At 60.6% G+C, this 24,939-nt stretch carries 22 protein-coding genes, 1 tRNA gene and 1 pseudogene; 16 read left to right on the forward strand and 8 right to left on the reverse strand.

Annotated features, from left to right (window positions below):
* Window positions 1-5 precede the first annotated feature (5 nt).
* The 3 genes from QF045_RS12760 to QF045_RS12770 all read left to right on the forward strand — a co-directional run bounded on the left by QF045_RS12760 (window position 6) and on the right by QF045_RS12770 (window position 4,809).
* Window positions 6-632, forward strand: coding sequence for a response regulator transcription factor (locus QF045_RS12760; protein WP_104502444.1), 627 nt, complete (start codon window positions 6-8; stop codon window positions 630-632).
* A 6-nt stretch (window positions 633-638) separates the two neighbouring features.
* Complete coding sequence (locus tag QF045_RS12765; protein ID WP_306492494.1) at window positions 639-4,262, forward strand: transporter substrate-binding domain-containing protein; 3,624 nt, start codon at window positions 639-641, stop codon at window positions 4,260-4,262.
* Window positions 4,263-4,386: 124 nt separating this feature from the next.
* The gene (locus QF045_RS12770; protein ID WP_306492495.1) at window positions 4,387-4,809 is read left to right on the forward strand and encodes a chemotaxis protein CheY; all 423 of its coding nucleotides are present in this window, start codon (window positions 4,387-4,389) and stop codon (window positions 4,807-4,809) included.
* Here QF045_RS12770 and QF045_RS12775 read toward each other — a convergent pair.
* Window positions 4,806-5,897 carry a 3-deoxy-7-phosphoheptulonate synthase gene (locus tag QF045_RS12775; protein WP_306492496.1) on the reverse strand — a complete coding sequence of 364 codons (1,092 nt, stop codon included), beginning with the start codon at window positions 5,895-5,897 and terminating at the stop codon, window positions 4,806-4,808. The genes QF045_RS12770 and QF045_RS12775 overlap by 4 nt on opposite strands.
* 613 nt (window positions 5,898-6,510) lie before the next feature.
* Between QF045_RS12775 and QF045_RS12780 the strand changes: the two genes are divergently transcribed.
* Together QF045_RS12780 and QF045_RS12785 are read left to right on the forward strand one after the other, a co-directional pair.
* Entirely contained in the window at window positions 6,511-7,260 is a 750-nt protein-coding gene (locus QF045_RS12780) for a carbon-nitrogen hydrolase family protein (protein WP_306492497.1), read from the forward strand.
* Window positions 7,261-7,695 (forward strand): GNAT family N-acetyltransferase, encoded by a 435-nt coding sequence (locus QF045_RS12785; protein WP_306492498.1) that lies wholly within the window; start codon window positions 7,261-7,263, stop codon window positions 7,693-7,695.
* A gap of 34 nt (window positions 7,696-7,729) precedes the next feature.
* Here the strand turns inward: QF045_RS12785 and QF045_RS12790 are convergent, their stop codons facing one another.
* Window positions 7,730-7,969: a DNA-binding protein gene (locus QF045_RS12790; protein ID WP_306492499.1), complete on the reverse strand. Its 240-nt coding sequence runs from the start codon at window positions 7,967-7,969 to the stop codon at window positions 7,730-7,732.
* An 82-nt stretch (window positions 7,970-8,051) separates the two neighbouring features.
* On the opposite strand from QF045_RS12790, the gene QF045_RS12795 reads away from it, so the two are divergent.
* From QF045_RS12795 to QF045_RS12815, 5 genes are all read left to right on the forward strand, one after another.
* Window positions 8,052-8,417 (forward strand): helix-turn-helix domain-containing protein, encoded by a 366-nt coding sequence (locus tag QF045_RS12795; RefSeq protein ID WP_306492500.1) that lies wholly within the window; start codon window positions 8,052-8,054, stop codon window positions 8,415-8,417.
* 151 nt (window positions 8,418-8,568) lie between these two features.
* Window positions 8,569-9,210, forward strand: a complete 642-nt coding sequence (gene uvrY / locus QF045_RS12800) for a UvrY/SirA/GacA family response regulator transcription factor (protein WP_017530522.1) — start codon at window positions 8,569-8,571, stop codon at window positions 9,208-9,210.
* Between the two features lies 1 nt (window position 9,211).
* Window positions 9,212-11,035 carry an excinuclease ABC subunit UvrC gene (gene uvrC, locus QF045_RS12805; RefSeq protein WP_306492501.1) on the forward strand — a complete coding sequence of 608 codons (1,824 nt, stop codon included), beginning with the start codon at window positions 9,212-9,214 and terminating at the stop codon, window positions 11,033-11,035.
* 32 nt (window positions 11,036-11,067) lie between these two features.
* Window positions 11,068-11,628: a CDP-diacylglycerol--glycerol-3-phosphate 3-phosphatidyltransferase gene (gene pgsA, locus QF045_RS12810; protein WP_003232771.1), complete on the forward strand. Its 561-nt coding sequence runs from the start codon at window positions 11,068-11,070 to the stop codon at window positions 11,626-11,628.
* A 60-nt stretch (window positions 11,629-11,688) separates the two neighbouring features.
* Window positions 11,689-11,764: transfer RNA gene (locus tag QF045_RS12815), tRNA-Gly, on the forward strand.
* A gap of 717 nt (window positions 11,765-12,481) precedes the next feature.
* Here QF045_RS12815 and QF045_RS12820 read toward each other — a convergent pair.
* Complete coding sequence (locus QF045_RS12820) at window positions 12,482-13,969, reverse strand: aldehyde dehydrogenase family protein (protein WP_306492502.1); 1,488 nt, start codon at window positions 13,967-13,969, stop codon at window positions 12,482-12,484.
* A gap of 262 nt (window positions 13,970-14,231) precedes the next feature.
* Between QF045_RS12820 and QF045_RS12825 the strand changes: the two genes are divergently transcribed.
* A complete protein-coding gene (locus QF045_RS12825) occupies window positions 14,232-15,401 on the forward strand; it encodes a p-hydroxyphenylacetate 3-hydroxylase oxygenase component (protein ID WP_306492503.1) in 1,170 nt (389 codons plus the stop codon).
* A 56-nt stretch (window positions 15,402-15,457) separates the two neighbouring features.
* On the forward strand, window positions 15,458-16,390 hold the full coding sequence (locus QF045_RS12830; RefSeq protein ID WP_306492504.1) for a p-hydroxyphenylacetate 3-hydroxylase reductase component: 933 nt from the start codon (window positions 15,458-15,460) through the stop codon (window positions 16,388-16,390).
* A 215-nt stretch (window positions 16,391-16,605) separates the two neighbouring features.
* Here the strand turns inward: QF045_RS12830 and QF045_RS12835 are convergent.
* Together QF045_RS12835 and QF045_RS12840 are read right to left on the reverse strand one after the other, a co-directional pair.
* A pseudogene (locus QF045_RS12835) lies at window positions 16,606-16,710 on the reverse strand (hypothetical protein); the annotation flags it as partial.
* 280 nt (window positions 16,711-16,990) lie between these two features.
* On the reverse strand, window positions 16,991-18,319 hold the full coding sequence (locus QF045_RS12840) for a hypothetical protein (protein WP_306492505.1): 1,329 nt from the start codon (window positions 18,317-18,319) through the stop codon (window positions 16,991-16,993).
* Between the two features lie 291 nt (window positions 18,320-18,610).
* Here QF045_RS12840 and QF045_RS12845 point away from each other — a divergent pair, with 291 nt between their 5' ends.
* The 4 genes from QF045_RS12845 to QF045_RS12860 all read left to right on the forward strand — a co-directional run bounded on the left by QF045_RS12845 (window position 18,611) and on the right by QF045_RS12860 (window position 22,450).
* Window positions 18,611-20,110 carry an APC family permease gene (locus QF045_RS12845; protein WP_306492506.1) on the forward strand — a complete coding sequence of 500 codons (1,500 nt, stop codon included), beginning with the start codon at window positions 18,611-18,613 and terminating at the stop codon, window positions 20,108-20,110.
* On the forward strand, window positions 20,055-20,675 hold the full coding sequence (locus QF045_RS12850; RefSeq protein ID WP_306492507.1) for a DUF3156 family protein: 621 nt from the start codon (window positions 20,055-20,057) through the stop codon (window positions 20,673-20,675). The genes QF045_RS12845 and QF045_RS12850 overlap by 56 nt, the downstream gene beginning before the upstream one ends.
* A gap of 116 nt (window positions 20,676-20,791) precedes the next feature.
* Complete coding sequence (gene feaR / locus QF045_RS12855) at window positions 20,792-21,754, forward strand: transcriptional regulator FeaR (protein WP_306492508.1); 963 nt, start codon at window positions 20,792-20,794, stop codon at window positions 21,752-21,754.
* A gap of 15 nt (window positions 21,755-21,769) precedes the next feature.
* A complete protein-coding gene (locus QF045_RS12860) occupies window positions 21,770-22,450 on the forward strand; it encodes a TetR/AcrR family transcriptional regulator (protein WP_306492509.1) in 681 nt (226 codons plus the stop codon).
* Between the two features lie 61 nt (window positions 22,451-22,511).
* Here QF045_RS12860 and QF045_RS12865 read toward each other — a convergent pair whose 3' ends face one another.
* Genes QF045_RS12865 through QF045_RS12875 form a run of 3 tightly spaced genes read right to left on the reverse strand, consistent with a single transcriptional unit; the run spans window position 22,512 to window position 24,889 of the window.
* On the reverse strand, window positions 22,512-23,282 hold the full coding sequence (locus QF045_RS12865) for an SDR family oxidoreductase (protein WP_306492510.1): 771 nt from the start codon (window positions 23,280-23,282) through the stop codon (window positions 22,512-22,514).
* On the reverse strand, window positions 23,275-24,075 hold the full coding sequence (locus QF045_RS12870; protein ID WP_306492511.1) for an SDR family NAD(P)-dependent oxidoreductase: 801 nt from the start codon (window positions 24,073-24,075) through the stop codon (window positions 23,275-23,277). Before QF045_RS12870 ends, QF045_RS12865 begins: the two co-directional genes overlap by 8 nt.
* Window positions 24,068-24,889, reverse strand: coding sequence for a molybdenum cofactor biosynthesis F family protein (locus QF045_RS12875; RefSeq protein ID WP_306492512.1), 822 nt, complete (start codon window positions 24,887-24,889; stop codon window positions 24,068-24,070). Before QF045_RS12875 ends, QF045_RS12870 begins: the two co-directional genes overlap by 8 nt.
* Window positions 24,890-24,939 lie beyond the last annotated feature (50 nt).

Genomic DNA, 24,939 nt, shown 5'->3' on the forward strand with positions numbered 1-24,939 from the left:
TATGTATGAGCAAAGCATTAATCGTGGATGACCATCCGTTTATACGTGCGACGGTCAAACATCTGCTGAAGTTGGAAGGCTTCGATGAAATTTATCAGGCGGGTGATGGAGCGGATGCGATGCAATTGGCGCGGGAGCAACGTCCCGAGCTGATCATCCTTGACCTGGCGATGCCCAAGCTGGGTGGGCTGGAGGTTATCAGTCGGATCAAGGCCCTGGGTCTGCCGTGCAGGATCCTGGTGCTGACGTCGTACCTGGCAGTGTTTTTTTCCACCCGTTGCATGCGAGCCGGGGCCATGGGGTTTGTAGCCAAGACCGGCGAACTGGACGAGCTGCAAAAGGCTATCAGGGCGATCCAGTCAGGCTACAGCTGCTTCCCGAGCCTGCCTACCAGCTCGGTACGCCGTGACGATCTGCAAGAAACAGAGCGGCAGATGATCGAGTGTTTGTCAGACCGTGAACTGACCGTATTGCAGAAGCTGGCCTTGGGGCTGGGCAACAAGGAAATTGCCGAGGACATGCTGCTGAGCCACAAGACTATCAGCACCTACAAGACACGCCTCAAGGAGAAGTTACGTATGTCCTCAGTGGTGCACCTGTCCAAGTTTGCCCAGCGCAATCATCTGATCTGATGTGAAATGACCGCCGTCGCGTTCAAGCGGTTCGCCACGATCCTCTGGTTGAGCCTATTGCCCATGGTCGCGATGGCCTTTGACGAGCCCACTGTGTTGCGGCTGTTGGGCCACTCTCGTATCGACCCTCCCATCGTCACGCTGCACGAGGACGACTGGCGCTGGTTGCGCGAACGGCGCACGTTGTTGATGGGGGTGTCCGCGCCCGATTACGCCCCCTTCGACCTGACCAACAACCGTGATGAGCTTGAAGGCATCACCGCCGATTTCGCAGCATTGGTCAGCCAGGCGCTGAATATCTCCATTGAAGTTCGCTGTTACGAAACCCGCGATGAAGTGATCGAAGCCCTCAAGCGAGGCGACGTGGATTTCCTTGGTTCGGCCAATGGCTATGAAGCCGCTGATCCGCAACTGGTCTTGTCCCGCTCCTACGCCAATGACCAACCCACCCTGGTCACCCGTATCAACGATAGCCAGGCGCTGAGTGCCGACTTGGCGGGCAAGCGCGTGGCAATGCTTTATCACTATCTGCAACCTGAAGTGGTAAGGGCCTTTTACCCCCGTGCCCAGGTGGAGCTGTTTTCCTCGGCCTTCGAGGCTATCGGCGCGGTGGCATTTGGGCGGGCCGATGTGTATCTGGGCGATGCCATCAGCGCCAATTACCTGATCAACCGAAACCAGCTCAATATCGTGCGCATGGCGGATTTTTCTACCCTTGAAGTCAACCCGTTTGCCTTTGCGTTCACCCGGCAGAATACGCGGCTGCCGCCGATCATCAATGCGGCGCTGGAGGCGATTCCCGCCAGTGAGCAGATGGAAATATTGCGCCGCTGGAGCAGCGGCAACCTTGGCATTGTCGGCACCGGTCGGTTGCACCTGAGTGCCAGTGAACAACGCTGGCTCCTCAAGCATCCACGGGCCAAGGTCGCGGTACTGGACAACCTCCTGCCGCTGTCAGTCGTTGATGACCAGGGGCGATTCGAGGGGCTGAGCGCCGAGGTGCTGTCACGTATCAGCCTGCGCACCGGCTTGAAGTTCGACGTGGTGCGGGGCAGCTCGATACCGCGCCAGATCGAACAGGTCAGCGTCGGCGCGGCGGATATGCTGGCGGTCGTGACACCCAGTGCCGAACGCGCCGAGAAGGTGCGGTTTACCCGGCCTTACCTGACCAACGCCTTGGTGCTGATAACCCGAGGGGACGAACACAGCCCGATCACGCTGGAGGATATGGTGGGTAAACGCCTGGCGATGATCGGCGGCAACGGGCTGCGCGACAAGATCGCGCGGGACTTTCCGGGCATCTTGTTCATCGATGTAGAGAGCGCGGAACAGGCGATGGCGATGGTGGCCAGGGGCGAGGCGGAGGGGGCAGTCAATTCGCTGATCAGTGCGCGCTATATGATCGCCCGGTATTACCGCGACCGGTTGCGCATCACTAGCACGGTCGGCTCCGATCCCGCGCGCATCACGTTCGGGGTCAATCGCAGTCAATTGGAGCTTTATTCGATCCTCGACAAGGCGCTGCTAAGCATCACTCCGCAGGAAATGGACGAGATGATTGCCCAATGGCGCAGCGAGGTGATTATCGAAGACAGTTACTGGCTGCGGCACCGCAATGTGATCATTCAGGGGTTCGGGCTGGCCGCGCTGTTGCTGATCGTCACGCTGAGTTGGGCTATCTATTTGCGTAGCCTGATCCGCAAGCGCGTCCAGGCCGAACGCGCCTTGAGCGACCAGATGCGCTTTATGAGCGTGTTGATCGACGGCACGCCTCACCCCATTTATGTGCGTGACCGGCAGGGCCGATTGATGGCCTGCAACAACGCTTATCTGGACGTCTTTGGCTATAAGCTCGAAGACGTGATTGGCAAAACCGTGGTGCAAGCCGACGCCGACAACTTGCCCCAGGCTCAGTCGTTTCATCAGGACTATCTGCGCTTGATGGCAGACGGCGAGCCGCAGATTCACGACCGTATACTCAAGTTGCCCACTGGGGAGGCCCTGACTATCTACCAGTGGATGCTGCCGTACCGCGATGGTGATGAGAAAGTGGTGGGCATGATTGCCGGCTGGGTTGACGTAAGCGAGCGCCAACAGCTGTTGGGTCAGTTGCAGGAAGCCAAGGACGAGGCCGACGCCGCCAACCGGGCCAAGACTACGTTTCTGGCGACCATGAGCCACGAAATCCGCACGCCGATGAACGCGGTGATCGGCATGATCGAGCTGGCCCTGAGGAATGCCGAGCAGGGCGTGGCCGACCGGGATGCCCTGGAGGTGGCTTCGGAGGCCTCGCGCGGCATGCTTGAGTTGATCGGCGATATTCTCGACATCGCGCGGATCGAATCCGGGCATTTATCGTTGACCTTGGAACCCGCCAATCCGCACGAGCTACTGACGTCGGTGGCACGCGTGTTCGAAGGACTGGCGCGGGCCAAGGGGTTGGTGCTGCAGGTGGAACTGGATCCTTTGGTCGACCGCATGGTGCTGGTTGATCCACTGCGTTTCAAGCAGGTGGTGTCGAATCTGCTGAGCAATGCCATTAAGTTCACCCACAAGGGCCGGGTCGAGCTCGGCGCTCATGCGGCCTGCGAAGGGGATCACCTTGGGCTGAAATTATGGGTGCAGGACACCGGAATTGGCATCAGCGCCCAAGACCAGCTGCGCCTGTTCAGCCCCTTCATCCAGGGCAGCAATGGCGAGCAGTCTGCGCGCAGTGGCTCAGGCCTGGGATTGGTGATCAGCCGCAACTTGTGCGAAATGATGGGCGGCCGGTTGCACTTGAGCAGTGTGCTGGGGCAGGGCACGCGAGTAGACGTCACGTTGGCCCTGACTATGACGGATTTACTGCCGCAGGAGGGCGCGTCGGCGAATGCTGCGGTATCTGCCGCCCACGCCCTGAGTATCCTGGTGGTGGACGACTACCCGGCCAACCGGTTGCTGCTGGCCAGGCAGTTGAGCTTCCTGGGCCACCGTATCACCACGGCTGAGGATGGGGTTCAAGGGCTCGAGCTGTGGCGGGCCGGGCAGTTCGACGGCGTCATTACCGACTGCAACATGCCGTTCAAAAATGGTTACCAGTTGGCACAGGACATCCGTGCATTGGAGCATGAACGCGGCCTGGCGCCTTGCCTGCTGCTGGGGTTTACCGCCAATGCCCAGCCCGAAGAGGCCGAGCGCTGCCGGCAAGCCGGTATGGATGGATGCCTGTTCAAACCCACCGGGCTTGACGATTTGCGCGTGGCGCTGGCATCGCGCTCCACCTGCGTGCTCAGCGTTGAAGCAACGACGTTTGATTTGAGCACCCTGATCGTATTGGTCGGTGAGGATCATCACGCGCTTACCGAACTGTTGGTACCGCTGCTCGACAGCCTGGAGGAGGACCGGGCGCTGTTGCCGGCGCTGCAGCACAAAGCTGACTTCGCCAGGCTGCACGACCTTGCACATCGCGCCAAGGGCGGTGCGCGAATGGTCAAGGCGCAGGTGTTGATCGCTCGCTGTGAAGCCCTCGAGGCTGTCTGTGAGAGACAGGACCGCACCGCGCTGGAGACGGCGATCGACGGTGTGGGGGAAGCAATCATCGCTCTGCATGAGGGGTTGAGTACGCATTGCAATCAGACGGCATCCCGATGAATGCCATTCAGGGCTTTTGGGAGAAGTCCTACATGACAGGGGAACATGCCTGATTTTGTCGTCGAGATTTGTCTGGAGAATGGGCGACGCTCACTGACGAGCGCTGCCTGCCCAGGGGTTTGCCATGCCGAACAAAGCACTGACCATCCTGATTGCCGATGATCTGCACTTGCAACGGCTGTACATCGAAAAAATGCTCAACCAGTTGGGGTATTACCGGATTGTGCCGGTGCAAACCTTCGAAGAAGTCCAGATCCTCACCGACATTCCGGCCAGACCCTTCGATGTGCTGATCATCAATGCGGGGCTGGCGGCCCATGCGAGTGGGCCCCATCCTCAGGTTCGCCATGTACTGGTCTACGACAACCTTGACCTGGGTAACCCCGCCGGTGCAATGCCGGCGGTAGCGGTACGCCTGCCCGGCGTGCCAGACAACGTCAACCTCGAACACTTCATGGACATCATCGACCCACCCAAGGCCAGGACCGGCTTGCGGGTGCTGCCGTGGCTGAGGGCGTTGTCCCGCCAGCCGGTGGCCGGAGTCTAGGCCAGCGCTGGCGCCCTGTTGCTGTGTCCACGAAGGCGCTCGGCGGCACTGCGCAGCAACTGCTCGGTGCCCGCCCAACCCAGGCAACCGTCGGTCACCGACACGCCGTACTTCATTGACGGGCTCAGAGGTTGGCAACCCTCGAACAGGTGGCTTTCGAGCATCATGCCGATCAACGACGTATCGCCCTGCAAGCGTTGCTCCAGCACCTCGCTGAATACCGCCGGCTGGCGCAGTGGGTCTTTACCACTGTTGGCGTGGCTGCAATCGACCATGATGCGTGCCGCTACCTTGGACTTGGCCAGGTCTTGCTTCACTTGGGACACACTTTGCGCATCGTAGTTTGGCCCACGGTGACCACCGCGCAGCACCAGGTGAGTGTCGGGGTTGCCAGGCGTCTGGATGATCGCCGGATGCCCCTGGCTGTCGACGCCGAAGTGGCGGTGCGGGTGCGAGGCCGAGCGCATTGCGTCACAAGCAATCGCGACGCCGCCGTCGGTACCGTTTTTGAAGCCTACGGGCATGCCCAGGCCGCTGGCCATTTCGCGGTGGATCTGCGATTCGGTGGTGCGTGCGCCAATCGCAACCCAACTGAGCAGGTCATCGAAGTAGCCGGCGGCCATGGGTTGCAACAGCTCGGTGGCGACCGGCAAGCCCAGGCGCAGCATTTCGCGCATCAGTTCCCGCGACAGGGTCAAGCCCGCGGCCATGTCATCGCTGCCATCAAGGTGCGGATCGTAAGCCAGGCCTTTCCAGCCAATGGTGGTACGGGGCTTTTCGACGTAGGCGCGGACGACCAGCAGCATCTGGTCGCTGACTTCAAGCGCGAGCTTCTTCAGATTGCGCGCGTATTCCATGGCCGATTGCGGATCGTGTATCGAGCATGGGCCGACAATCACCAGCAAGCGTGAATCCTGGCCATTGAGAATGGCGCGTACGGCTTGGCGGTGGGCGTGCACCTGTTCATTGAGGAACGGGCTGAGGGGCAGTTGATGCTTGAGCTCCAGGGCGCTTGGCAGGCGCTGGGTCAAGGCTTCATTGGCACTGTCGAGCGTAGAGACGGGCAAAGCGGCGATAGAGGCGTTCATATTCAAGGTTTCCTGGGCAAGCGGCGGGCGATTCCCGCGCCTGGCCTACTGGGGTGTTCGACAATTGGCCGTATTGGCCAGCGTTGGCTTGCCACCAAGAGGTGACCGATCGGAGGCGGCAGGCTGTCCCGAACGGGGCTGGCTAAATCGCCATGCAGCGCACGTGTCGTAGCGGTAATAGGTGGCGTAGTTCATGTCGTGATTCCTTTAAGTGCTTGATCGAACAAAATTGTCAGGGCCTGAAAAAACAAAACCCCCGGTCGGGGAGCCGACCGGGGGTTAGATTTCTCTGGCAGGCGACCCCTTGAGTAGTGGGCGCCGATTTCAGGTATCAGGCGCGCCAGTGGCTAAACCAATACCCAAAATAAAAGCTGACCAGTGCGCTCGAACCGTTCACACGGGTAGCCGACACCGAGCGCGAAGCGCGGGCAGCGAGGCAGACCTGAGTGTAGGTGAGTTGCAACATGGTATGGCTCCAAATGATGGGGGGAGCTTACTAGAGCTGCGCGGGTAGATTCAATCAGTAATTTCTATTGCGCCGAGGGACTTACGGCTATGGGGTGAGTATGGATATGCTGACCCCTCCAGCCACAAAGATTGCCAGGACGCGACCATGACTGCCTTGACCCTTGCTGCGGCGCAAAGCCTTTCCATTGCAGGCGATGTACCGGCCAATATCGCGCGGCATCGGGTGTTCATGCAGGCTGCGGCCGCACAGGGCGTGCAATTGCTGGTGTTTCCAGAGCTGTCACTGACCGGCTATGAGCCTGCGCTGGCAGCCGACTTGGCCATTGCCCCTGAATCGCCAGTGCTGACCCCGTTACGTGAGATGGCGCGCAAGCTGCGGTTGACGGCGGTGGTGGGTATGCCTGTGCGCTTGGCGCCAAAGGCGGACGTAATGATTGGCGCCTTGGTGCTCGGGGCTGACGGCTCATTGGCGGTCTACACCAAGCAGCATCTGCATCCGGGCGAAGAAGTTGCGTTTGCAGCGGGGCAGGGCGGTGCAGTGCTTGAATTAGGGAGTGATCGTATTGCGCTGGCCGTCTGCGCTGACTTTTCCCATGCCAGCCATCCGCGTCAAGCTGCGCTGGCAGGCGCCAATATCTACGCCGCCGGGGTATTGATCAGCGAGAGTGGCTACGCAACGGACAGCGCGTTGCTCCAGCAGTACGCGGTCGAGCATCAGCTTCTGGTATTGATGGCGAACCACGGTGGCCCTTCGGGTGGCTGGGTCTGTGCTGGCCGCAGCGCGATATGGGCCGACGATGGCCGTTTGCTTGTGGCGGTACCCGGCGTCGGCGAAGCGCTGGCGATTGCCCGTCGCGATGGCGAGCGCTGGGTTGGGCACGTGGTGACTGTGTAAATGACCTTTCACCTACGCGCTGCGACGGACCAGGACCTGCCATTTGCACGAACCCTGACCCACCGGGCGATGGACCGCTATTACGTGCAAAACCGCTTGCTGTGGTCCAACGACGGTTTCGATATGGCCTGGGCGAGTCGGGAAAACTGGCTCATTTGCCATGACGACGAAGTGGCCGGCTTTATCAGCCTGAGTCGTGACAGTCACGCGCTCTACATCCGCGAGCTGCACATGCTCGAGGCCTTCCGCGGGCTCGGCGCGGGCAGTTGGGTGCTGGAGCAGATGGCACTCAAGGCGCAAGCTCAGGGCCTGTTGCGTTTGACAGTGTTCAAGGCTAACCCGGCCAAAAGCCTTTATCAGCGCAGCGGGTTCAGCGTTGTCGGAGAAGAGGACGGGTTCTGGCGGATGGAGCGCGTCTGCCGCGGCTCAAGCTAAAACATGCACGGGGTCCTAATTAGCGCATACTGGCTCAGGAGCCGACTTCCTGATCGTTGCTCTGGCCATCCGCCTCCGCAAGGATGATCCCCTCTTTCATGCCCAGAAGGACCGCTACCTTATGGGCCTCCCCACGCCGTCCCTTTTTGCGCCCAGCGAGCACTTGATAGGTGGTTGCCGGATCGACGCCATGTTCACGGGCGAACGCTTGAACGGACTTTCCTTGGTGTTCCAGCCAGGCCTTGGCTTGTGCGGCAGTACGGATTCCGGGCATAGTTCAAAACCGTTCAATTTCGTTTAACGAAGAGATGAGTGTGTCACCTCTTGGGGTGTGCCAAATAGGATCATACATCCAAATGAGTGGAATCGGTTCGCGTTTAAGGCAAGAAAGAGAGCGACTTGGCCTGTCGCAAAAAGTTTTTGGTGAAATCGGAGGCGTTGAAGCAAACGCACAAGGCAAATATGAAAGCGGCGGGCGGGCACCCAAGGCCGACTACCTGTCTCGCGTGGCCGAGAGAGGCGTGGACATTCTGTACGTATTGACCGGGACTGCCACGCCGATTCAACTGGAGAATCTGAGCCAGCTTGAAGAGAAAGTGCTGGTTGACTACCGGGCGATGCTCAAGGAGGACCAGGACGCAATCCGCCGCCTGACCTCGACATTGGCCGAGCATTCCCTTTCTCACAACGGAAAAACCAAACCGCAGTCGCAGGATTCCTGACCTTCTGCCCAGCAAATCCGGCCGTCCGACGTCTGATGGCCGCGTGCCGAGCGCTCAAACTCCACATATATGACGCTTGCGGCTAGGTCTGCACCGAGGTTTTTTGCTAAGGTGTCCGGCAACCTATAAGACCATATCGCGAGGTGTCTGCTTGATTAGGGTGCTAGTAGTCGATGACCATGATCTCGTTCGTACAGGCATTACACGAATGCTGGCTGACATCGACGGCCTGCAAGTAGTCGGCCAGGCCGAGTCTGGGGAGGAGTCGCTGATCAAGGCCCGGGAGTTGAAGCCCGATGTGGTGTTGATGGACGTCAAGATGCCGGGGATCGGTGGCCTGGGCGCCACGACCAAATTATTGCGCAGCCATCCGGATATCAAGGTTGTGGTGGTGACGGTGTGCGAGGAAGATCCCTTTCCTACCCGTCTGCTGCAGGCGGGCGCCGCGGGTTACCTCACCAAAGGCGCCGGCCTGGCGGAAATGGTGCAAGCCATTCGCCTGGTATTTGCCGGCCAGCGCTATATCAGCCCGCAGATTGCCCAGCAGTTGGCCATCAAATCCTTCCAGCCCACCAGCGACTCGCCGTTTGACGCGCTGTCGGAGCGGGAAATCCAGATTGCCTTGATGATCGTGGGGTGCCAGAAGGTGCAGTCGATCTCCGACAAGCTGTGCCTGTCACCCAAGACCGTCAACACCTACCGCTATCGCATCTTCGAGAAGCTCGCCATCAGCAGTGATGTTGAATTGACCCTGCTCGCGGTGCGCCACGGCATGGTGGACGCCAGCGCCTGACATGACCACACCGTTCGATCCAAGTGCCTTTCTCTCGACCTGCAGCGGCCGCCCCGGCGTATACCGCATGTTCGACAGCGAGGCGCGCCTGCTTTACGTGGGCAAGGCCAAGAACCTGAAAAACCGTCTGGCGAGCTATTTTCGCAAGAGTGGTCTCGCGCCGAAAACCGCCGCCTTGGTCGCGCGTATCGCCCAGGTCGAAACCACCATTACCGCCAATGAAACGGAAGCGCTGCTGCTTGAGCAAACGCTGATCAAGGAATGGCGGCCCCCCTATAACATCCTGCTGCGTGACGATAAATCCTACCCTTACGTATTTTTATCGGACGGCGACTTCCCGCGGCTGAGCATTCACCGTGGCGCGAAGAAGCAAAAGGGCAAGTATTTCGGGCCTTACCCCAGCGCTGGCGCCATTCGTGAGAGCTTGAGCCTGCTGCAGAAGACGTTCTTTGTGCGTCAGTGTGAAGACAGCTTCTACAGGAACCGTACGCGGCCGTGCCTGCAGTACCAGATCAAGCGCTGCAAGGCCCCGTGCGTGGGCCTGGTCGAGCCGGCAGAGTACGCCGAGGATGTGCGCCACTCGGTGATGTTCCTTGAGGGGCGCAGCAACGCGCTGACCGATGAACTGTCCGGGGCCATGGAGCAGGCGGCCAGTACCCTGGATTTCGAGAAGGCTGCCGAACTGCGCGACCAGATATCGCTGCTGCGCCGCGTCCAGGACCAGCAAAGCATGGAAGGCGGCACCGGCGACGTCGATGTCATCGCGGCATTCGTCAACCCGGGTGGCGCCTGTGTGCACCTGATCAGCGTGCGTGGCGGGCGGGTGCTGGGCAGCAAGAACTTCTTCCCGCAGACCGGTATCGATGAGGACGTCTCTGAAGTGATGGCCGCGTTCCTCGGCCAATATTATGTGAGCAGCCCTGAGCGCGACCTGCCGTCGGAGCTTATCGTCAACGTGGTCCACGAGGACTTCCCGACCCTGATCGAGGCCATCCACGAACTGCGCGGCCGTGAGCTGGACATCAGCCACCGCGTCCGCGGTACCCGCGCCCGCTGGCAACAACTGGCCGTGACCAACGCCGAACAGGCCCTGGGCGCGCGGCTGGCCAATCGACAGCACGTTGCCGCGCGCTTTGAAGCCCTGGCCGAGGTCCTCAACCTGGACGAGCCGCCCCAGCGCCTGGAATGCTACGACATCAGCCACTCCAGCGGCGAAGCCACCGTGGCCTCCTGCGTGGTGTTCGGCCCTGAAGGCCCGATCAAGGCCGACTACCGGCGTTATAACATTGAAGGCGTGACTGCCGGCGATGACTACGCCGCCATGCACCAGGCCCTCACGCGGCGTTTCAGCAAATTGAAGGACGGGGAGGGCAAGCTGCCCGATATTCTGTTGGTGGACGGTGGCAAGGGTCAGTTGTCCATGGCCCGCGACGTGCTCAACGAACTGGCCGTGCCCGACCTGATCCTGCTTGGCGTGGCCAAGGGCGCCACGCGGAAGGCCGGGTTCGAGACGTTGTACTTGAATGATGCTGCCCACGAGTTCACCTTGAAGGGCGACTCGCCGGCACTGCACCTGATCCAGCAGATTCGCGACGAAGCCCACCGCTTCGCCATTACCGGCCACCGTGCACGACGTGGCAAAACCCGTCGAACCTCAACCCTGGAAGGGGTGGCAGGGGTCGGCCCGACGCGGCGTCGCGACTTGCTTAAACATTTTGGTGGCTTGCAGGAGCTCTCCCGTGCCAGCATTGACGAAATAGCCAAAGCACCCGGTATCAGTAAAAAGCTCGCTGAATTGATTTATGCCAATCTGCACAGCGAATAGAATGCCTTCTCACCTCGTAGCCAGTTGTGCCGATGAATATCCCTAATCTGATCACCGTTCTACGCGTCCTGCTTATCCCGATTTTTATCCTGCTGTTCTATTTGCCGTATGAATGGAGCTATGCCGCGTCCAGTTCAGTATTCGCCTTCGCCGCCGCCACCGACTGGCTCGACGGCTACCTGGCGCGACGCCTGGAGCAAAGCACTCCGTTCGGCGCGTTCCTCGACCCGGTGGCCGACAAACTCATGGTCGCCGTGGCCCTGGTGCTGTTGGTGCAGGAACACGGCAACCTGTGGCTGACTTTGCCGGCCGCCGTGATCATCGGTCGCGAGATCGTCGTCTCGGCTTTGCGCGAATGGATGGCCGAAATCGGCGCCCGCGCCCACGTCGCCGTGTCGAACATGGGCAAATGGAAAACCGCCGCGCAAATGCTCGCGCTGGTCATCCTGCTGGCCAACCCCTCGGACTTCTCGTTCTGGGTGCTCACCGGCTACGCTTTACTGCTCATCGCCGCGGGCCTGACGCTATGGTCCATGCTGCAATACCTGCGCGCCGCCTGGCCCCACTTGCGCACCACGGTGGAAAAGAAATAAAACTTTTTTGAATCAAGGGGTTGACGGGTGCCAAGGATTCTATAGAATGCGCATCACCAAGCGGGAATAGCTCAGTTGGTAGAGCACGACCTTGCCAAGGTCGGGGTCGCGAGTTCGAGTCTCGTTTCCCGCTCCAAATATAGATCTGCAAACATCCACTGGATTCTGGAGATCATCGAAATAGACGCTTAGGCGTCTTTTTTCGTTTCTGCGGAAAATCACTGGAGTCCAGGGTGATCTGGTACGTTTAAGTATCGTTTTAGGTACTGTCTAACGGACAGACTCTAATCTGCGTTGTTGCTGGATTCTCCCAGGTCGCCAGAAAGCATCGGCAGCTGACTCTCTAACAGAGAGCTCACCATGCCTCTCTCAAATATGGCAATTCGGCGCGCCCGACCTGCCGATAAAAACTACACCATCGGCGATTTCACGGCTTGTCCTGATTGGTGACGGCTGCTGGCAAAAACGATGGGTGTTCCGTTTTTACTGGGCTGGCTGGCAAACCAACATGTCCCTTGGCAACTACCCAGCGGTCAGCTTGAATCTACCGGCCATCCTCTGCGTCATTGAGCAGCGCCAAGCTTTCACCATGGCTGAAAATGCCGCATCTGGTTCAACCAACTTTTTCGTTATGCCCTGCTGAAAGTCGATGGTATGGAACTCAATCCTATGAAAACCGAACTGACGGAAGAAAAGTTGCGGCAGGCGCTGTTCGGCATGTCTGAGCCCGTTGTACCTGATGCAAAAGGAGGTGCCTGATGGCTCTGACAGATAGAGCGATCAAGCAAGCTGAATCGCTCCGGGTCCCGTAGACACCTCTTTGCCTTATTCGTGAGTCCAACAATAAGGGTTGTCAGTAGCGAATCATCACCGACTTCAGCTCCGTGTAATCATCGATGAAGGCACTGCCGAACTCCCGGCCTATCCCCGAGGACTTGTTGCCGCCAAAAGGCACCGCCGGGTCCAGCATCGTGTGCATGTTCACCCACACCGTGCCGGCCTCGATAGCGGGCACCATGCGCAAGGCTTTGCTGAGGTCGTTGGTCCACAGGCTGGCGCTCAAGCCGTAGGGTGTGTTGTTCATCAAGGTCAGCAGTTCTTCTTCGCTGTCGTACGGGAAGAACGTGGCAATAGGGCCGAAGGTCTCTTCGTTGAGCAGGGTGTCGTTGACGCTGTTGGCGAGGATGATCGTCGGCTCGACGTAACAGCCAGGACGGTCGATCAGGTTGCCACCGTGAATGATGGTGTTGTTTTCGGCGCGGGCCTTGGCGAAGAACTCGCCGAGTTTGAGTTGGTGCTGGCGGTTGGTGACCGGGCCGAATTCGGTTCGCTCATCCAGGGGCGAGCCGATGTTCAGGGTGCTCAGGCGCTTGGCCAGTTTGTCCATGACTGTTTCGATCTGCGAACGATGCACAAAGAAGCGTTCGGCCGCGGCGCAGATCTGCCCGGAATGCAAAAAGCCCGCTTCGATGATGCCGTTGACGGCCTTGTCCAGGTCCACGTCGCGCAGAAACCCGGCCGAGTTTTTTCCGCCAAGCTCAAGAGTGGTCCGGGTCAGCCCGGCGCCCATGGCGCTCCGGCCCACCGCAATCCCGGTCGGCACGGAGCCTGTGAACGACACCTTGTCGGTGCCGGGGTGTTCGATCAGGCCTTTACCTACGCTGCCGCCGCCGGTCAATACGTTCAACGCACCGGCGGGGAGGCCGGCGTCAATCGCCAGTTCGGCGATGCGCAGAATGGTCAGCGGCGTGAACTCACTGGGCTTGATGATGATGCTGCAACCGGTCACCAGTGCCGAAGCGAGTTTCCAGATGGCGATCATGGTCGAAAAATTCCACGGTACGATGCCAACCACCACCCCGACTGGCTCGCGCAGGGTGAACGCGGTGTAGCGCTCGCCGGCGAATGATGGCAGCGACGGAGTGATAGTCTGGCCGCTGATCTTGGTGGCCCAGCCGGCGTAGTAGCGCAGGAAGTGGGCGGCTTGGTCGACTTCGAAAGCACGGGAAATCTGGATGATCTTGCCCGACTGACAGGTTTCGATCTGTGCCAGTTCTTCGCGGTGTTGCTCCAGCAGGTCGGCCAGCTTGAGCAGTACGTTGCCGCGCACCGCCGGTGCGACCTGCGACCACTGCTTGAAGCCTCGGCTCGCCGACGCCACAGCCGCGTCAATGTCGGCCGGGTTGGCGTCGACGACGTCGGCGATGATTTGGCCGGTCGCCGGGTTGATCACCTCCAACCGGTGGTTGGAATGGCTCTCGACGTAGCCACCGTCAATGAACAACGTGTGGGCTCGACGCAGGAAGGTTTCAACTTGGGGCAGCAGTGGAGTATCGCTCATGGAATTTTCCTGGTGGCAGACTTTGAAAAGCCCGAGGTTAATCCCAGTGGCCGGAACGGGCTTGACTGTGGCTGCCGAGTGGCATGTCTGTGCCTGCCAACGCCTGCGCACGACGAATCAGCCTGAGCGGTTGAAAAGTACAATCTTGACTCTGGAAGGTGCATGTCCTGCCAGGAAGGCTCGCTCCATACTGGTCCTGCATTCGGCGCTACGCCTCGTTTTTTGGCAGTGCCCGGACATCCAATAATAAGCAGGGCCATCCATGAAAAAGCCAAACCCGCTCCTTGAAGACCTCAAGTCCATCCTGCCGACCATCGCTGCAAATGCCTTCGTGGCCGAGCAGGACCGCAAGGTGCCCGCCGAGAATATTGCGCTGCTCAAAAGCATCGGCATGCACCGTGTGTTTCAGCCGAAAGTGTTCGGCGGCATGGAATTGTCGCTGCCGCAGTTTGCCGACTGCATCGCGTTGCTCGCCGGGGCCTGCGCCAGCACGGCCTGGGCCATGAGCCTGTTGTGTACACATAGCCATCAATTGGCACTGTTCTCGGCCCAACTCCAGCAGGAGGTCTGGGGTACTGACCCGGATGCTACTGCGAGCAGCAGCATCGCGCCGTTCGGGCGCACCGAGGAAGCAGAGGGCGGCGTGTTGTTCAGCGGTGAAATGGGCTGGAGCAGCGGCTGTGATCACGCCGAGTGGGCCATCGTGGGTTTCCGCCGCAGCAATGCTCAGGGCCCCCAGGATTACTGCTTCGCGGTGCTGCCGCGCAGCGACTACCAGATTCGCGATGACTGGTTTGCCGCCGGCATGAAAGGCAGCGGCACCAAGACCTTGATCATCGACAAGGCCTGGGTGCCGGAGCACCGCATCCAGAAAGCCAAGGACATGATGGAAGGCAAGTCCGCAGGCTTCGGGCTGTACCCCGACAGCAAGATTTTCTATTCACCGTATCGGCCTTACTTTGCCAGTGGCTTTTCCACCGTCAGCCTGGGCGTCGCCGAGCGAATGCTCGCGGTGTTTCGCGAAAAAACCAAGACCCGCGTTCGCGCCTATACCGGGGCGGCGGTCGGTGCCGCGACCCCGGCGTTGATGCGCCTGGCCGAGTCGACTCACCAAGTTGCCGCCGCGCGCGCCTTCCTCGAAAAAACCTGGGACGAACACGCCCAACACAGTGAACAGCAGCGTTACCCAAGCCGCGAAACCCTGGCGTTCTGGCGCACCAACCAGGCCTACGCAACCAAAATGTGCATCCAGGCGGTGGACCGTCTGTTCGAAGCCGCCGGCGGCAATGCCTGGTTTGAGCACAACGAGATGCAGCGCTTGTTCCGCGACTCGCACATGACCGGCGCCCATGCCTATACCGACTACGACGTCTGTGCACAGATCCTCGGCCGCGAGTTGATGGGGCTGGAGCCCGATCCGAGCATGATCTGAACGCGCTTTTGAAAACAACAATCAGGGCTGCGCTTGACGCAACCCGGGAGTCTTGCATGTCTGAATCGACCTTCGACCCACGCGCCTTTCGCCGGGCCCTGGGCAACTTTGCCACGGGCGTAACCGTGGTCACCGCCGCCGACGCCTCCGGCCGCAAGGTGGGCGTTACCGCCAACAGCTTCAACTCGGTGTCCCTGGACCCACCGCTGGTGCTGTGGAGCATCGACAAACGCTCCAGCAGCCACGGGGTATTCGAGGAGGCCAGCCACTTCGCGGTCAACGTGCTGGCGGCGGACCAGATTGAGCTCTCGAACAATTTTGCCCGGCCCAATGACGACCGCTTCGCCGGGATCGCCTATGAACCGGGGGAGGGCGGGGCGCCGGTGTTCGCCGATTGTTCGGCACGTTTTCACTGTGAAAAATACATGCAGGTGGACGGCGGCGATCACTGGATCATGATCGGCAAGGTGGTGGCCTTCGACGATTTCGGTCGCTTGCCGCTGCTTTACCATCAGGGCGCCTACTCCATGGTCCTGCCCCATACGCGCATGACCAAGCGTGCCGAAAGCCAACCGCCGAGCAGCCACTTCCAGGGGCGCTTGAGCCATAACCTGTATTACCTGATGACCCAGGCGGTACGCGCCTACCAGTCCAGCTACCAGCCCCGGCAACTGTCCACCGGCCTGCGCACCAACGAGGCGCGGATGCTGATGGTGTTGGAGAGCGACGCCTGCCTCAGCGCCAGCGACTTGCTGCGGGAAGTGGCGATGCCGGTGCGGGAAATTGATGACGCCGTGGCCAACCTCAAGCGCAAGGGGCTGGTCGACGACGATGAACACGGCGTGCGCCTGACCGCTGCGGGTATTGAACAGACCGAGGATCTTTGGGCCATTGCCCGGGAACAGCAGGATAAGGTGTTCGCCGCGTTCAGCCAGGATCAGATCGAAACCTTCAAAACGGTGTTGAAGCAACTGATCAGCCACTGCTGATTGCTCAAAATCCGATGCCGGCAACCGGCATCGGATTTTTTTTGCGTCACGCTCAGCGGACTTCGGCCAACTTATCAATCAAGCGCAGCTGAAATGCCGCCAGCGCCGCTCTCGGTTGCTGCAACCGCACAAACTCCAGCATGGGGTCGCCGACTGAGTCCTGACACTCACCAATGCTTCAATGGTCGCCAACCCGCAAAACGGTACATAGGCTTCGCAATAGGCTGCACCCACCCGCCCACCGACAAGGTCAAGGCGTGCAACCCGGCGCTGTGCCAGAGGCTGAGTTCGTCGAAGAAAAATGCACTTTTCCGGCTCATCGTTTTTCCATTTTCTTGGGGTAAAGGGTCCGTCAGGCACTCGGGCGGCTGCTCAGCATCAACACGCTCGTACAGGCAATCACGCTCGGTTTGCGATCAGATCCGGGGGGTTCGACTCGATCAGAGAGGTGCAGATCTGCGAGCTGCTGCACTGCACCATGACCGAAGGCTGCCGGCACATCACCGTGGTCAACGGTGACGTGCAGGCCCCCCCCAGTCACATGCGGACGTTCAATCAGTTCCGTCGGACGGAGCTGCATTGCGCAGCTCCTGAAGCCGGTCAGAAGGGCACGGCCACGGTCAACTGGCTGTAGAGGTTGGTGCCGTTGCCACCCATCTGGTTACCGCCGGTGTCGGCATCCTTCTTGGGGTGGTAAATGCCCACCAGCGGGCTGATGATCAGGTGGCTGTTGACCGCCCATTCGGCGTACAGGTCCAGCTCCCGGGCGTCGAGGTTCAGCGCATCGTTTTTGCGCAGGGAATTGAAGTCGAAGTACAGCGCACCGACCGTCAGGTTCTGCAGGGGTGTCGCCTTGAGACCGACGTGATGGATGCCGGTATTGCTGTTGAACGGGCCGGCATAGTTGGAGGCGACTTCACCCTGGAACCAGGTGCCGTAGCCGGTGCTGAGCCCGGTGAACAGCGGGTCCCATTGTTGCGAGTAGCGCGTGTAGCGGTAGGTCACTTTTGGCGACCAACTGACATCGGCGAAGGTGTAGCCGGCCTCGGCGTACCAAGCTTTTTCCGGCCCCGCGTCCTTGTCTTGCCAGGCGTATTCGAAGGCGAAGCTGGCGTTGTCGACGCCGGCGCTGCCTTCACCGCGCAGGCTGTAAGTGTCCAGGCCCTCACGCTGTTTCTGGAAGTCGCTGGCCCACTGGTCGGTGACGTTCATGCCGTGGACCCAGGTCAAGCCCAGCGTGCCGGCGGCGGCCGTGTAGTCGAGGGTGCCCGCCGCCAGTTCGGTTTCAGCCTGGGCACGGTTGTCCGACTTGAGCCACAGCACCGAACCGTGCAGGCCCTCTTGCCCACCCAGGCGCAGCACCGCAGTGCGGTCGAAGGCGTGGCGCGCCGCCAAGTAATAGGCGCCGCCACGGTTCAGCGCGCCGTCAGCCGGACCTTTACCCAGGTTGGGGCCGTCGTCGTTGATCAGGAAACCCCGGCCGATCTTGACCACCTGGCGCCCGACGGAAAAATCCACACCGTCCTTGCCCAGCGCCGGGAACAGGTCGGCTGAGCGCCATCCCAGGTAGGCGTCTTCGATTTTGGTGGTACGTTCGCTGCCATCGGTGTTGCCCGCCGCGTCGCCGTCGCCCCAGGTGCCGGAGCTGACCCAATTGAGCGCGCCATACGCGGTGCCGTGTCCCGCCAGGCCCTGGTCGCCGCTCACCCCGTACTTGATGAACCCTTCGCGCCAAGTCGAGCCGCCCGCTGTGCCGTCGTAGTTGTGACGGCTGTTGAACAGGCCGTAGACCGCCAGGAAGTCCGCATTGAGGTGAGTGTCCTCGTCGGCATACAGCTCATAGGCCTGGGCCGATGAATGGCCGATCAATAGCGCGATACCCAGGCCGACGGCCAAGGACAGCGTGCGTGGTTTCAGTGTGTGCTCCATTGTTATATTCCCCAGCATGGTTAGGTCGAGGGCGCATTAAGATGACCGCAGGAGGGGGAAGTCTTTCACCTGCGTGCCACGCAATTGATCCTGCCCGCCAAGCCAAAGGCCTTGGCAGGCAGCAACAAAAGCCACGGCAGACATGGGCAAGACGATCAGCGTCTGGGAGGCGCACAGTGATTTTGCGCACGATGCCGTTTCGATCAAGGACTGGCTGGGGAGGGCTTTATCGCCGGCTCCTTGTACGGCTCGATGCATCCACTCAGAAATCCGCTTTCGAGGATCCGTACCATGTCGATCAATGACCGGCTCACACAGCATTTGAAACGGGGCAGCGTCGGATTTCCGACCGCGCTGGCCAGCACCATTGGCCTGATCATGGCCAGCCCGGTAATTCTCACCGCAACCATGGGCTTCGGTATCGGCGGCAGCGCCTTCGCGGTGGCCATGCTGATTGCGGTGGTGATGATGCTGGCCCAGGCGACCACCTTCGCCGAGGCCGCCTCGATCCTGCCGACCACCGGCTCGGTCTATGACTACATCAATTGCGGCATGGGCCGTTTTTTTGCGATCACCGGCACGTTGTCGGCGTACCTGATCGTGCATGTGTTCGCCGGCACCGCCGAGACGATTCTGTCCGGGGTCATGGCCCTGGTGAACTTCGAACACCTCAATACCCTGGCGGAGTCTGCCGGCGGTTCCTGGTTGCTGGGGGTGGGGTTCGTCGTAGTGTTCGGTATTCTCAATGCCTTTGGCGTCAGCGCCTTCGGCAGGGCCGAGATCATCCTGACCTTCGGCATGTGGACCACGCTGATGGTGTTCGGTGTGCTCGGCCTGATCGCCGCACCGGCAGTGCAACTGGAAGGCTGGTTCGGCGAGTCGCTGGTGGGCACCGACCTGATCACCATCCTGTCGCTGGTGGGCATGGCCATGTTCATGTTCGTCGGTTGCGAGTTCGTCACGCCGTTGGCCCCAGACCTGCGCAACTCGGCCAAGGTCATGCCCAAGGCCATGATTTTCGGCCTGTTGAGCGTGGCGACCTGCATGTTCATCTACGGCGCGGCGATGAAGCGCCAGGTGGAAAACGTGGTGCTGGATGCCGCCACCGGCGTGCACCTGCTCGACACGCCCATGGCAATCCCACGCTTTGCCCAGCAGGTCATGGGGGATATTGGCCCGCTATGGCTGGGGATCGGTTTCCTGTTCGCCGGTGCCGCCACTATCAATACGCTGATGGCAGGCGTGCCGAGGATTCTCTACGGCATGGCGGTGGACGGCGCGTTGCCCAAGGTCTTCACGTATTTGCACCCGCGCTTCAAGACGCCGCTGCTGTGCATCCTGGTGGCGATGCTGATTCCGTGTCTGTACGCCCTGTGGTTGGGCGGCAACACCGACAACATCATGCCCCTGGTGCTGGCGGCGGTGTGCGCGTGGAGTTTCTCTTATTTGCTGGTGACGCTGTCGGTGGTGATCCTGCGCATTCGTCGTCCGGATCTGCCACGGGCCTATCGCTCGCCGTTCTTTCCGTTGCCGCAGATTCTTTCCAGCGTCGGCATCTTGCTGGGCATGTGGTTCATTACCCCGCCGGGCATGAACCCAGCGGACATTTATGTGCCGTTCGGAGTAATGCTCGGGATCACGGCTTCATACGCGCTGTTCTGGACACTGATGGTACAGAAGGTCAATCCATTCAAGCCGGCTTCGGTAGAAGAAGTGCTGGCCAAGGAGTTTTCCCATGAGCCTGGCAACCCTCACAACCGTTATCTGGAACAGGCTGCAAAAGCTGTCTGAGCTGTTCAGCGCCCAACGGGCCCCAGCCGGTTACCGGCCCGGGGTCACGCTTGAGTACGTGCGGCGCAACCTCGGGCTGGCGAGTTTCACCTCGACGGGGCCAGCTCAGGCAACGTTTTGTCTGGAGGACATTTTCCTTCAGGTCGATGTTGCCGAGCGCACCGAAGCGCAATTGCTGATGCACCTGGTCATGACCGAATTCATGTTCACGGTGCCCGCCTCAGAGCAGGGCAGTGCGCGCTTTGAACTGCACCACAGCGGGTCGATTAGACGCTCGGGGCTGGCCTGCCGGCAACGGACAGGCGCTCCGGTTTTGCTGGCCAGGCTCCAGGCAGCCCTGAACGACGACCCCGGCCTGCATCAAGCGTTGATGGGGCTGGACTTCAAGCGCCTGCACCTCGATTTGAGCGGGCAGCAATGGCACGTACGGCTTGAACACATGGGCGGCAGCGAGGTGGTCAACCGCATGCCGGCGTTTCGGCGCTACATCCCCTTGAGCGGCGCGCAGCGTGCTGGGCTGTTGACGGTGCTGGCGGGTTTGCAGCGGGTATTGGGCGCGGTCTGAGTTGAGGAATTGGCATCAATAGTGCTTCTACAGCCGGTATCACGGACTTGTTGCGCGCATATAGATAACATGTTAACTATTAGCCAACAAAAACAAGAAACCATTGTGGAGATGCCATGAGCACCTATCAGTCTGCGCACTATGGGTTGGAAACCTGGACTCGGGATCTGCGAGCGGCCTGCGGCCATTTCGACACGGAACTGGCCTTCAACCGATCACTGTTCATCGGTGAGGTTTCCAAGCACTCCCGGGGCGGCCTGTCCCTGGCCAACCTGCGGACCAATGCCGGCCTGATCAAACGCGAGCGGCCCAATGCCGATCACGACATGGACCAGCATTGTTTCCTCGTCAGCCAGCGCAGCGGCTATTGTCAGATCACCCAGAACGGCCAGGTCATTCAATTGGCCCCCGGCGATATGTTGCTGATGGATTCCACAGGTTCGATCGAGATAAGCCCGTTTGGCCTTATCGAACATGCCTCTTTGTCACTTTCGCGCAATGAAGTCTGCAAGCAGCTGGGCAGCGCCTCGAAAACCTTCGGCAAGATCTCTTCGAGCAAGGCCTGTGGGCGCATGCTCCACGTGTTGATGGACCAGTTGTGCCGCGAGGGCCTGGAGGGGCAGGATTCGATTGAAGAGGCCGAGGCGCTGCAAGCGGCGTTTGTTTCCTTGCTCGGTTCCGCCTTTGAACTGCATGACGCCCCAGGCGACAGCAGCGCATCCTTGCAGGGCAGTAACCTGCGCAGTTATGTGCAGAAAGTCATCGACGAGTCCCTGACCCAACCCGGTCTTAGCCCGGTGGGTCTGGCCAGCCGCTTGAACATCTCGGTGCGGCATTTGTACCGTTTGTTTGAAGAGCAGGACGACAGCGTCTGTCGCTACATCCAGCGTGCGCGGCTCAAACGCAGCGCGGACGACCTAACCAACCCCTTTCTCAAGAGCGAGTCGATCACCTCGATTGCCTACAAGTGGGGCTTCACCGATTCCGCGCACTTCAGCCGCTCGTTCAAGAAGCAATTCGAGCTGTCGCCCAAGGATTTTCGTTCCACTCATCTGCAGCAAGCGGTCGGTGCGGCGTAGGGTATCCATCGATCAATGAAACCGCTCACGCTGTCGGCCCATAACATTTGCGCAGTCGCGGTCGAACACTTTGCCGCCCACGGCTACGACGCCTCGTCGCTGAACGAAATCGCGGTCGGGGCGGGTATGCGCAAGGCGTCGCTGTATGCGCATTTTGTCAGCAAGAACGCGCTGTTTCAGACGGTCTTCGAGATTGCTCTGGCCCATGAGCATCAGTACATCGCGCAGTGCTTCAAGGAAGAAGTCGCCCACACCGGCGTGCCAGGGCAATTACACCTTGAGCGGCTGAGCGGGCGCTATGAAGGATCGGCGCACCTGCGCTTCCTATTGCGCACGGCGTACTTTCCGCCGACGGAAATTCGCAGCGTCATTACCACAGGATTTGAGGGTTACCTGGCCTGCATTCGCCAAGACTTTCAGCGCGCCGCGCAAGGGCGGTACAGGACGTTACGACCTGAGGCGCTTGAAGTGTCCGGCGACGCCTACCTGGGCATCGTCGACAGCTTGCATGTGGAGCTGATCTATTCGACGCCCCAGGGTTACGTCAAACGGCTTGCGGCTTTGTCGCGGGTATTCAGTGATTCACTGTCGCTGCTTGAAGGAGCCGAGCGCTATTTAGCTGATACACCACGATCGACATGTGGGAGGGGGCTTGCCCGCGATAGCGGTGTACCAGTCGCTAAAAATGCTGACTGATACGCTGCCATCGGGGGCAAGCTCCCTACCACAGTTGACCCGGTTTACATCCCGACAGAACTCATTTCACCTCAGGCAACGTCGAGCCGCCGTCCACCACAATGGTCTGCCCGGTGATGTAGGTCGCCAGGTCGGAGGCCAGAAACAGCATTGCCCCGGCAATATCCTGAGCGGCGCCCAGCCGTCCCAGCGGCACGCGGCTGGCGATGTCGGCATTGACCTGGTTGTCGCCCAGGTTCTCCATGGCTGGCGTGGCAATCATCCCTGGCTCGACGCCGTTGACGCGCACCTGGTAAGTCGCCAGCTCCAGTGCAGCATTGCGGATAAAACCATTGACTCCGGCTTTGGACGCCGCGTAATGGCTGAGTCCCGCATAGGCGACCCGTGGCCCGGTGACCGATGAGGTGACCAGCACGCAGCCGCCACCCTGGCGTTGAAACATCGGCAAGGCGGCCTGGGTCAGCCAGAACAGGGCTGAGAGATTCACCGCCAGCGTGCGTTCCAGAATGGCCGGGGTGATCTGCACGAACGGTGTCAGCGGAAAGTAACCGGCGTTGTGCACCAGAATATCCAGGCGGCCCCCATCCTGCTCTATGTGCTTGATGCCTTCGAACACCGCAGTCGCGTCGGCCAGGTCGAGCGCGATGGCCTCGACTTGGCAGCCTCGCGCACGCAGGCCTTCGGCCAATGCCTGGGCTTGTGCCAGGCGCAGGTCTGCGATCATTACGCGGGCGCCACGCCAGGCGAATGCCTCGACGATGGCCTGGCCGATGCCCTGGGCGCCGCCGGTGACCAGCACGGTTTTGCCGCTGAAATCAAAGTCTTCAGGCATGTACACGCTCCATATGGACGTAAGCCAATGTGGGCACATCGACAATGCTCGAACCGCCATCGGCGACCACGCTGGCACCGGTGATGATCGAGGCATCCGGGCTGGCCAGAAAGCGGCACACCTTGGCGATTTCTTCGGCGCTGGCGGGGCGCCGCAACGGGACGTCGGCGCACACGCGGGCATAGGCTTGCTGCAGGGTGTCGCCATGGAAGCTCATCAGTGGCTGCATTTCCTCGTCGGCCATCGGCGTGGTAACCCACCCTGGGCACACCGCGTTCACCCGCACGCCGCGTGGGCCGTAATCGCGCGCCAGTGAACGGTTGAGCCCGAGCAACGCATGCTTGGCGGTGGTGTAGCCACACACGTCGGGGCCGGCGGCCAGCGAGGCAATGGAGCCGAGCAGTACGATATTGCCAGCGCTTTCGATCAGTAACGGCAGGCAGGCGCGAGCGCTGTAGAACGCGCTGTCCAGATTGCTGCGCAAGGCCGCCTCCCAGGTTTGTGGGCTGGTCTGGGTGGCGCTGCCCACGCCATGCCCGCCGGCGCAGGCCAGCAGCACATCGAGGCGGCCGTAGCGCTGACCAATCTGCGCAACGAAACCCTCCCAGGTGGCCGCGCAGGCCGCATCACCGACCAGCACCAGGCCGCCGGTGTCCCGCGCAACCTGCTCCAGCGGCTCGCGGCGACGGCCGATCAGCACCACGTTGGCCCCTTCGGCGGCGTACATCCGCGCGCAAGCGGCACCGATGCCCGTTCCGGCACCGGTGATGACAACGGTGCGTGGATCAGGCATCGGGATACTCCGTGCGGTTGAGCACTTGGCAGTAGGAGCTGACCGGAAAGTTCGACAGCTCATCGAAGGACGCACCGGCATAGCCGAAGATCTTGCCGTCGCTGCGGTGTTGTTGCAGGTCGATCAGGACCAGGCCCAGGGTGGGGATGATCTTTTCTCGCCAGACGAACAGGTACAGCTGATCGGCGATCTTGTAGTAGTGGCAGCGATCGGTATCGCACAGGCCTTGCTCCACGCCCTTGAGGCATTGCCAGGCATAGAACTGATCGTTCAGGTAGATATGCTCGTAGACTTCGCTGGGGCTGTAGCGATACAGATTGCGCAGGCCGGTCAGTTCCTGGGTGGGCGCGTGCGGGCATTGGCCGGCCTGCCAGTCTTGATCCAGGCTGCCGTGCAGGAAGTCCACTTCCACCGAAGTCAGGGCCTTGCCGGCCAGGGCGCGACTGTAGAGGCCTTGCTCGGTTTGTTCGCGGTCCGGCATGCGCCCGATCACGGCGGTGAACGACGACGTGGTGGTGTCCAGCACCAGGCTGATCGACCAGGCCTGGCCGGCTTCATGCTTGATGAAGTCCACCAGGTACAGGCCCGGGCGTACCGAGGTGGCGCGGTAGGCGGCCGAGCCGCTGGAGTGACCGTCGGCGGCGTGCCAGTGCAACTGCTCGGTGTCGAAGCGATGCTCGATCTGCCATCCGTTGGCGAAGTGCAGGGTGAAGGCCTTGCCGTTGAGGTCGGCGAGGTTGGGCAGGATAAACGCGTCGGGGGCAAAACCGTCGGCGAGGGCGCCTACGGTGATCCAGTCGGATGTAGTGGTCATTGCATGGCTCCGGTTGAGGGAATGGACACCCGGATCATGCGGTTGGCAAC

The sequence above is a fragment of the Pseudomonas sp. W4I3 genome (assembly GCF_030816195.1).
GTDB lineage: Bacteria > Pseudomonadota > Gammaproteobacteria > Pseudomonadales > Pseudomonadaceae > Aquipseudomonas.

Bases quoted from the DNA above. Each gene is read 5' to 3' on its own strand.
- QF045_RS12760 (WP_104502444.1), top strand. From the start codon at position 6: ATGAGCAAAGCATTAATCGTGGATGACCATCCGTTTATACGTGCGACG.
- QF045_RS12765 (WP_306492494.1), top strand. From the start codon at position 639: ATGACCGCCGTCGCGTTCAAGCGGTTCGCCACGATCCTCTGGTTGAGC.
- QF045_RS12770 (WP_306492495.1), top strand. From the start codon at position 4,387: ATGCCGAACAAAGCACTGACCATCCTGATTGCCGATGATCTGCACTTG.
- QF045_RS12775 (WP_306492496.1), bottom strand. From the start codon at position 5,897: ATGAACGCCTCTATCGCCGCTTTGCCCGTCTCTACGCTCGACAGTGCC.
- QF045_RS12780 (WP_306492497.1), top strand. From the start codon at position 6,511: ATGACTGCCTTGACCCTTGCTGCGGCGCAAAGCCTTTCCATTGCAGGC.
- QF045_RS12785 (WP_306492498.1), top strand. From the start codon at position 7,261: ATGACCTTTCACCTACGCGCTGCGACGGACCAGGACCTGCCATTTGCA.
- QF045_RS12790 (WP_306492499.1), bottom strand. From the start codon at position 7,969: ATGCCCGGAATCCGTACTGCCGCACAAGCCAAGGCCTGGCTGGAACAC.
- QF045_RS12795 (WP_306492500.1), top strand. From the start codon at position 8,052: ATGAGTGGAATCGGTTCGCGTTTAAGGCAAGAAAGAGAGCGACTTGGC.
- uvrC (WP_306492501.1), top strand. From the start codon at position 9,212: ATGACCACACCGTTCGATCCAAGTGCCTTTCTCTCGACCTGCAGCGGC.
- pgsA (WP_003232771.1), top strand. From the start codon at position 11,068: ATGAATATCCCTAATCTGATCACCGTTCTACGCGTCCTGCTTATCCCG.
- QF045_RS12820 (WP_306492502.1), bottom strand. From the start codon at position 13,969: ATGAGCGATACTCCACTGCTGCCCCAAGTTGAAACCTTCCTGCGTCGA.
- QF045_RS12825 (WP_306492503.1), top strand. From the start codon at position 14,232: ATGAAAAAGCCAAACCCGCTCCTTGAAGACCTCAAGTCCATCCTGCCG.
- QF045_RS12830 (WP_306492504.1), top strand. From the start codon at position 15,458: ATGTCTGAATCGACCTTCGACCCACGCGCCTTTCGCCGGGCCCTGGGC.
- QF045_RS12840 (WP_306492505.1), bottom strand. From the start codon at position 18,319: ATGGAGCACACACTGAAACCACGCACGCTGTCCTTGGCCGTCGGCCTG.
- QF045_RS12845 (WP_306492506.1), top strand. From the start codon at position 18,611: ATGTCGATCAATGACCGGCTCACACAGCATTTGAAACGGGGCAGCGTC.
- QF045_RS12850 (WP_306492507.1), top strand. From the start codon at position 20,055: ATGAGCCTGGCAACCCTCACAACCGTTATCTGGAACAGGCTGCAAAAG.
- feaR (WP_306492508.1), top strand. From the start codon at position 20,792: ATGAGCACCTATCAGTCTGCGCACTATGGGTTGGAAACCTGGACTCGG.
- QF045_RS12860 (WP_306492509.1), top strand. From the start codon at position 21,770: ATGAAACCGCTCACGCTGTCGGCCCATAACATTTGCGCAGTCGCGGTC.
- QF045_RS12865 (WP_306492510.1), bottom strand. From the start codon at position 23,282: ATGCCTGAAGACTTTGATTTCAGCGGCAAAACCGTGCTGGTCACCGGC.
- QF045_RS12870 (WP_306492511.1), bottom strand. From the start codon at position 24,075: ATGCCTGATCCACGCACCGTTGTCATCACCGGTGCCGGAACGGGCATC.
- QF045_RS12875 (WP_306492512.1), bottom strand. From the start codon at position 24,889: ATGACCACTACATCCGACTGGATCACCGTAGGCGCCCTCGCCGACGGT.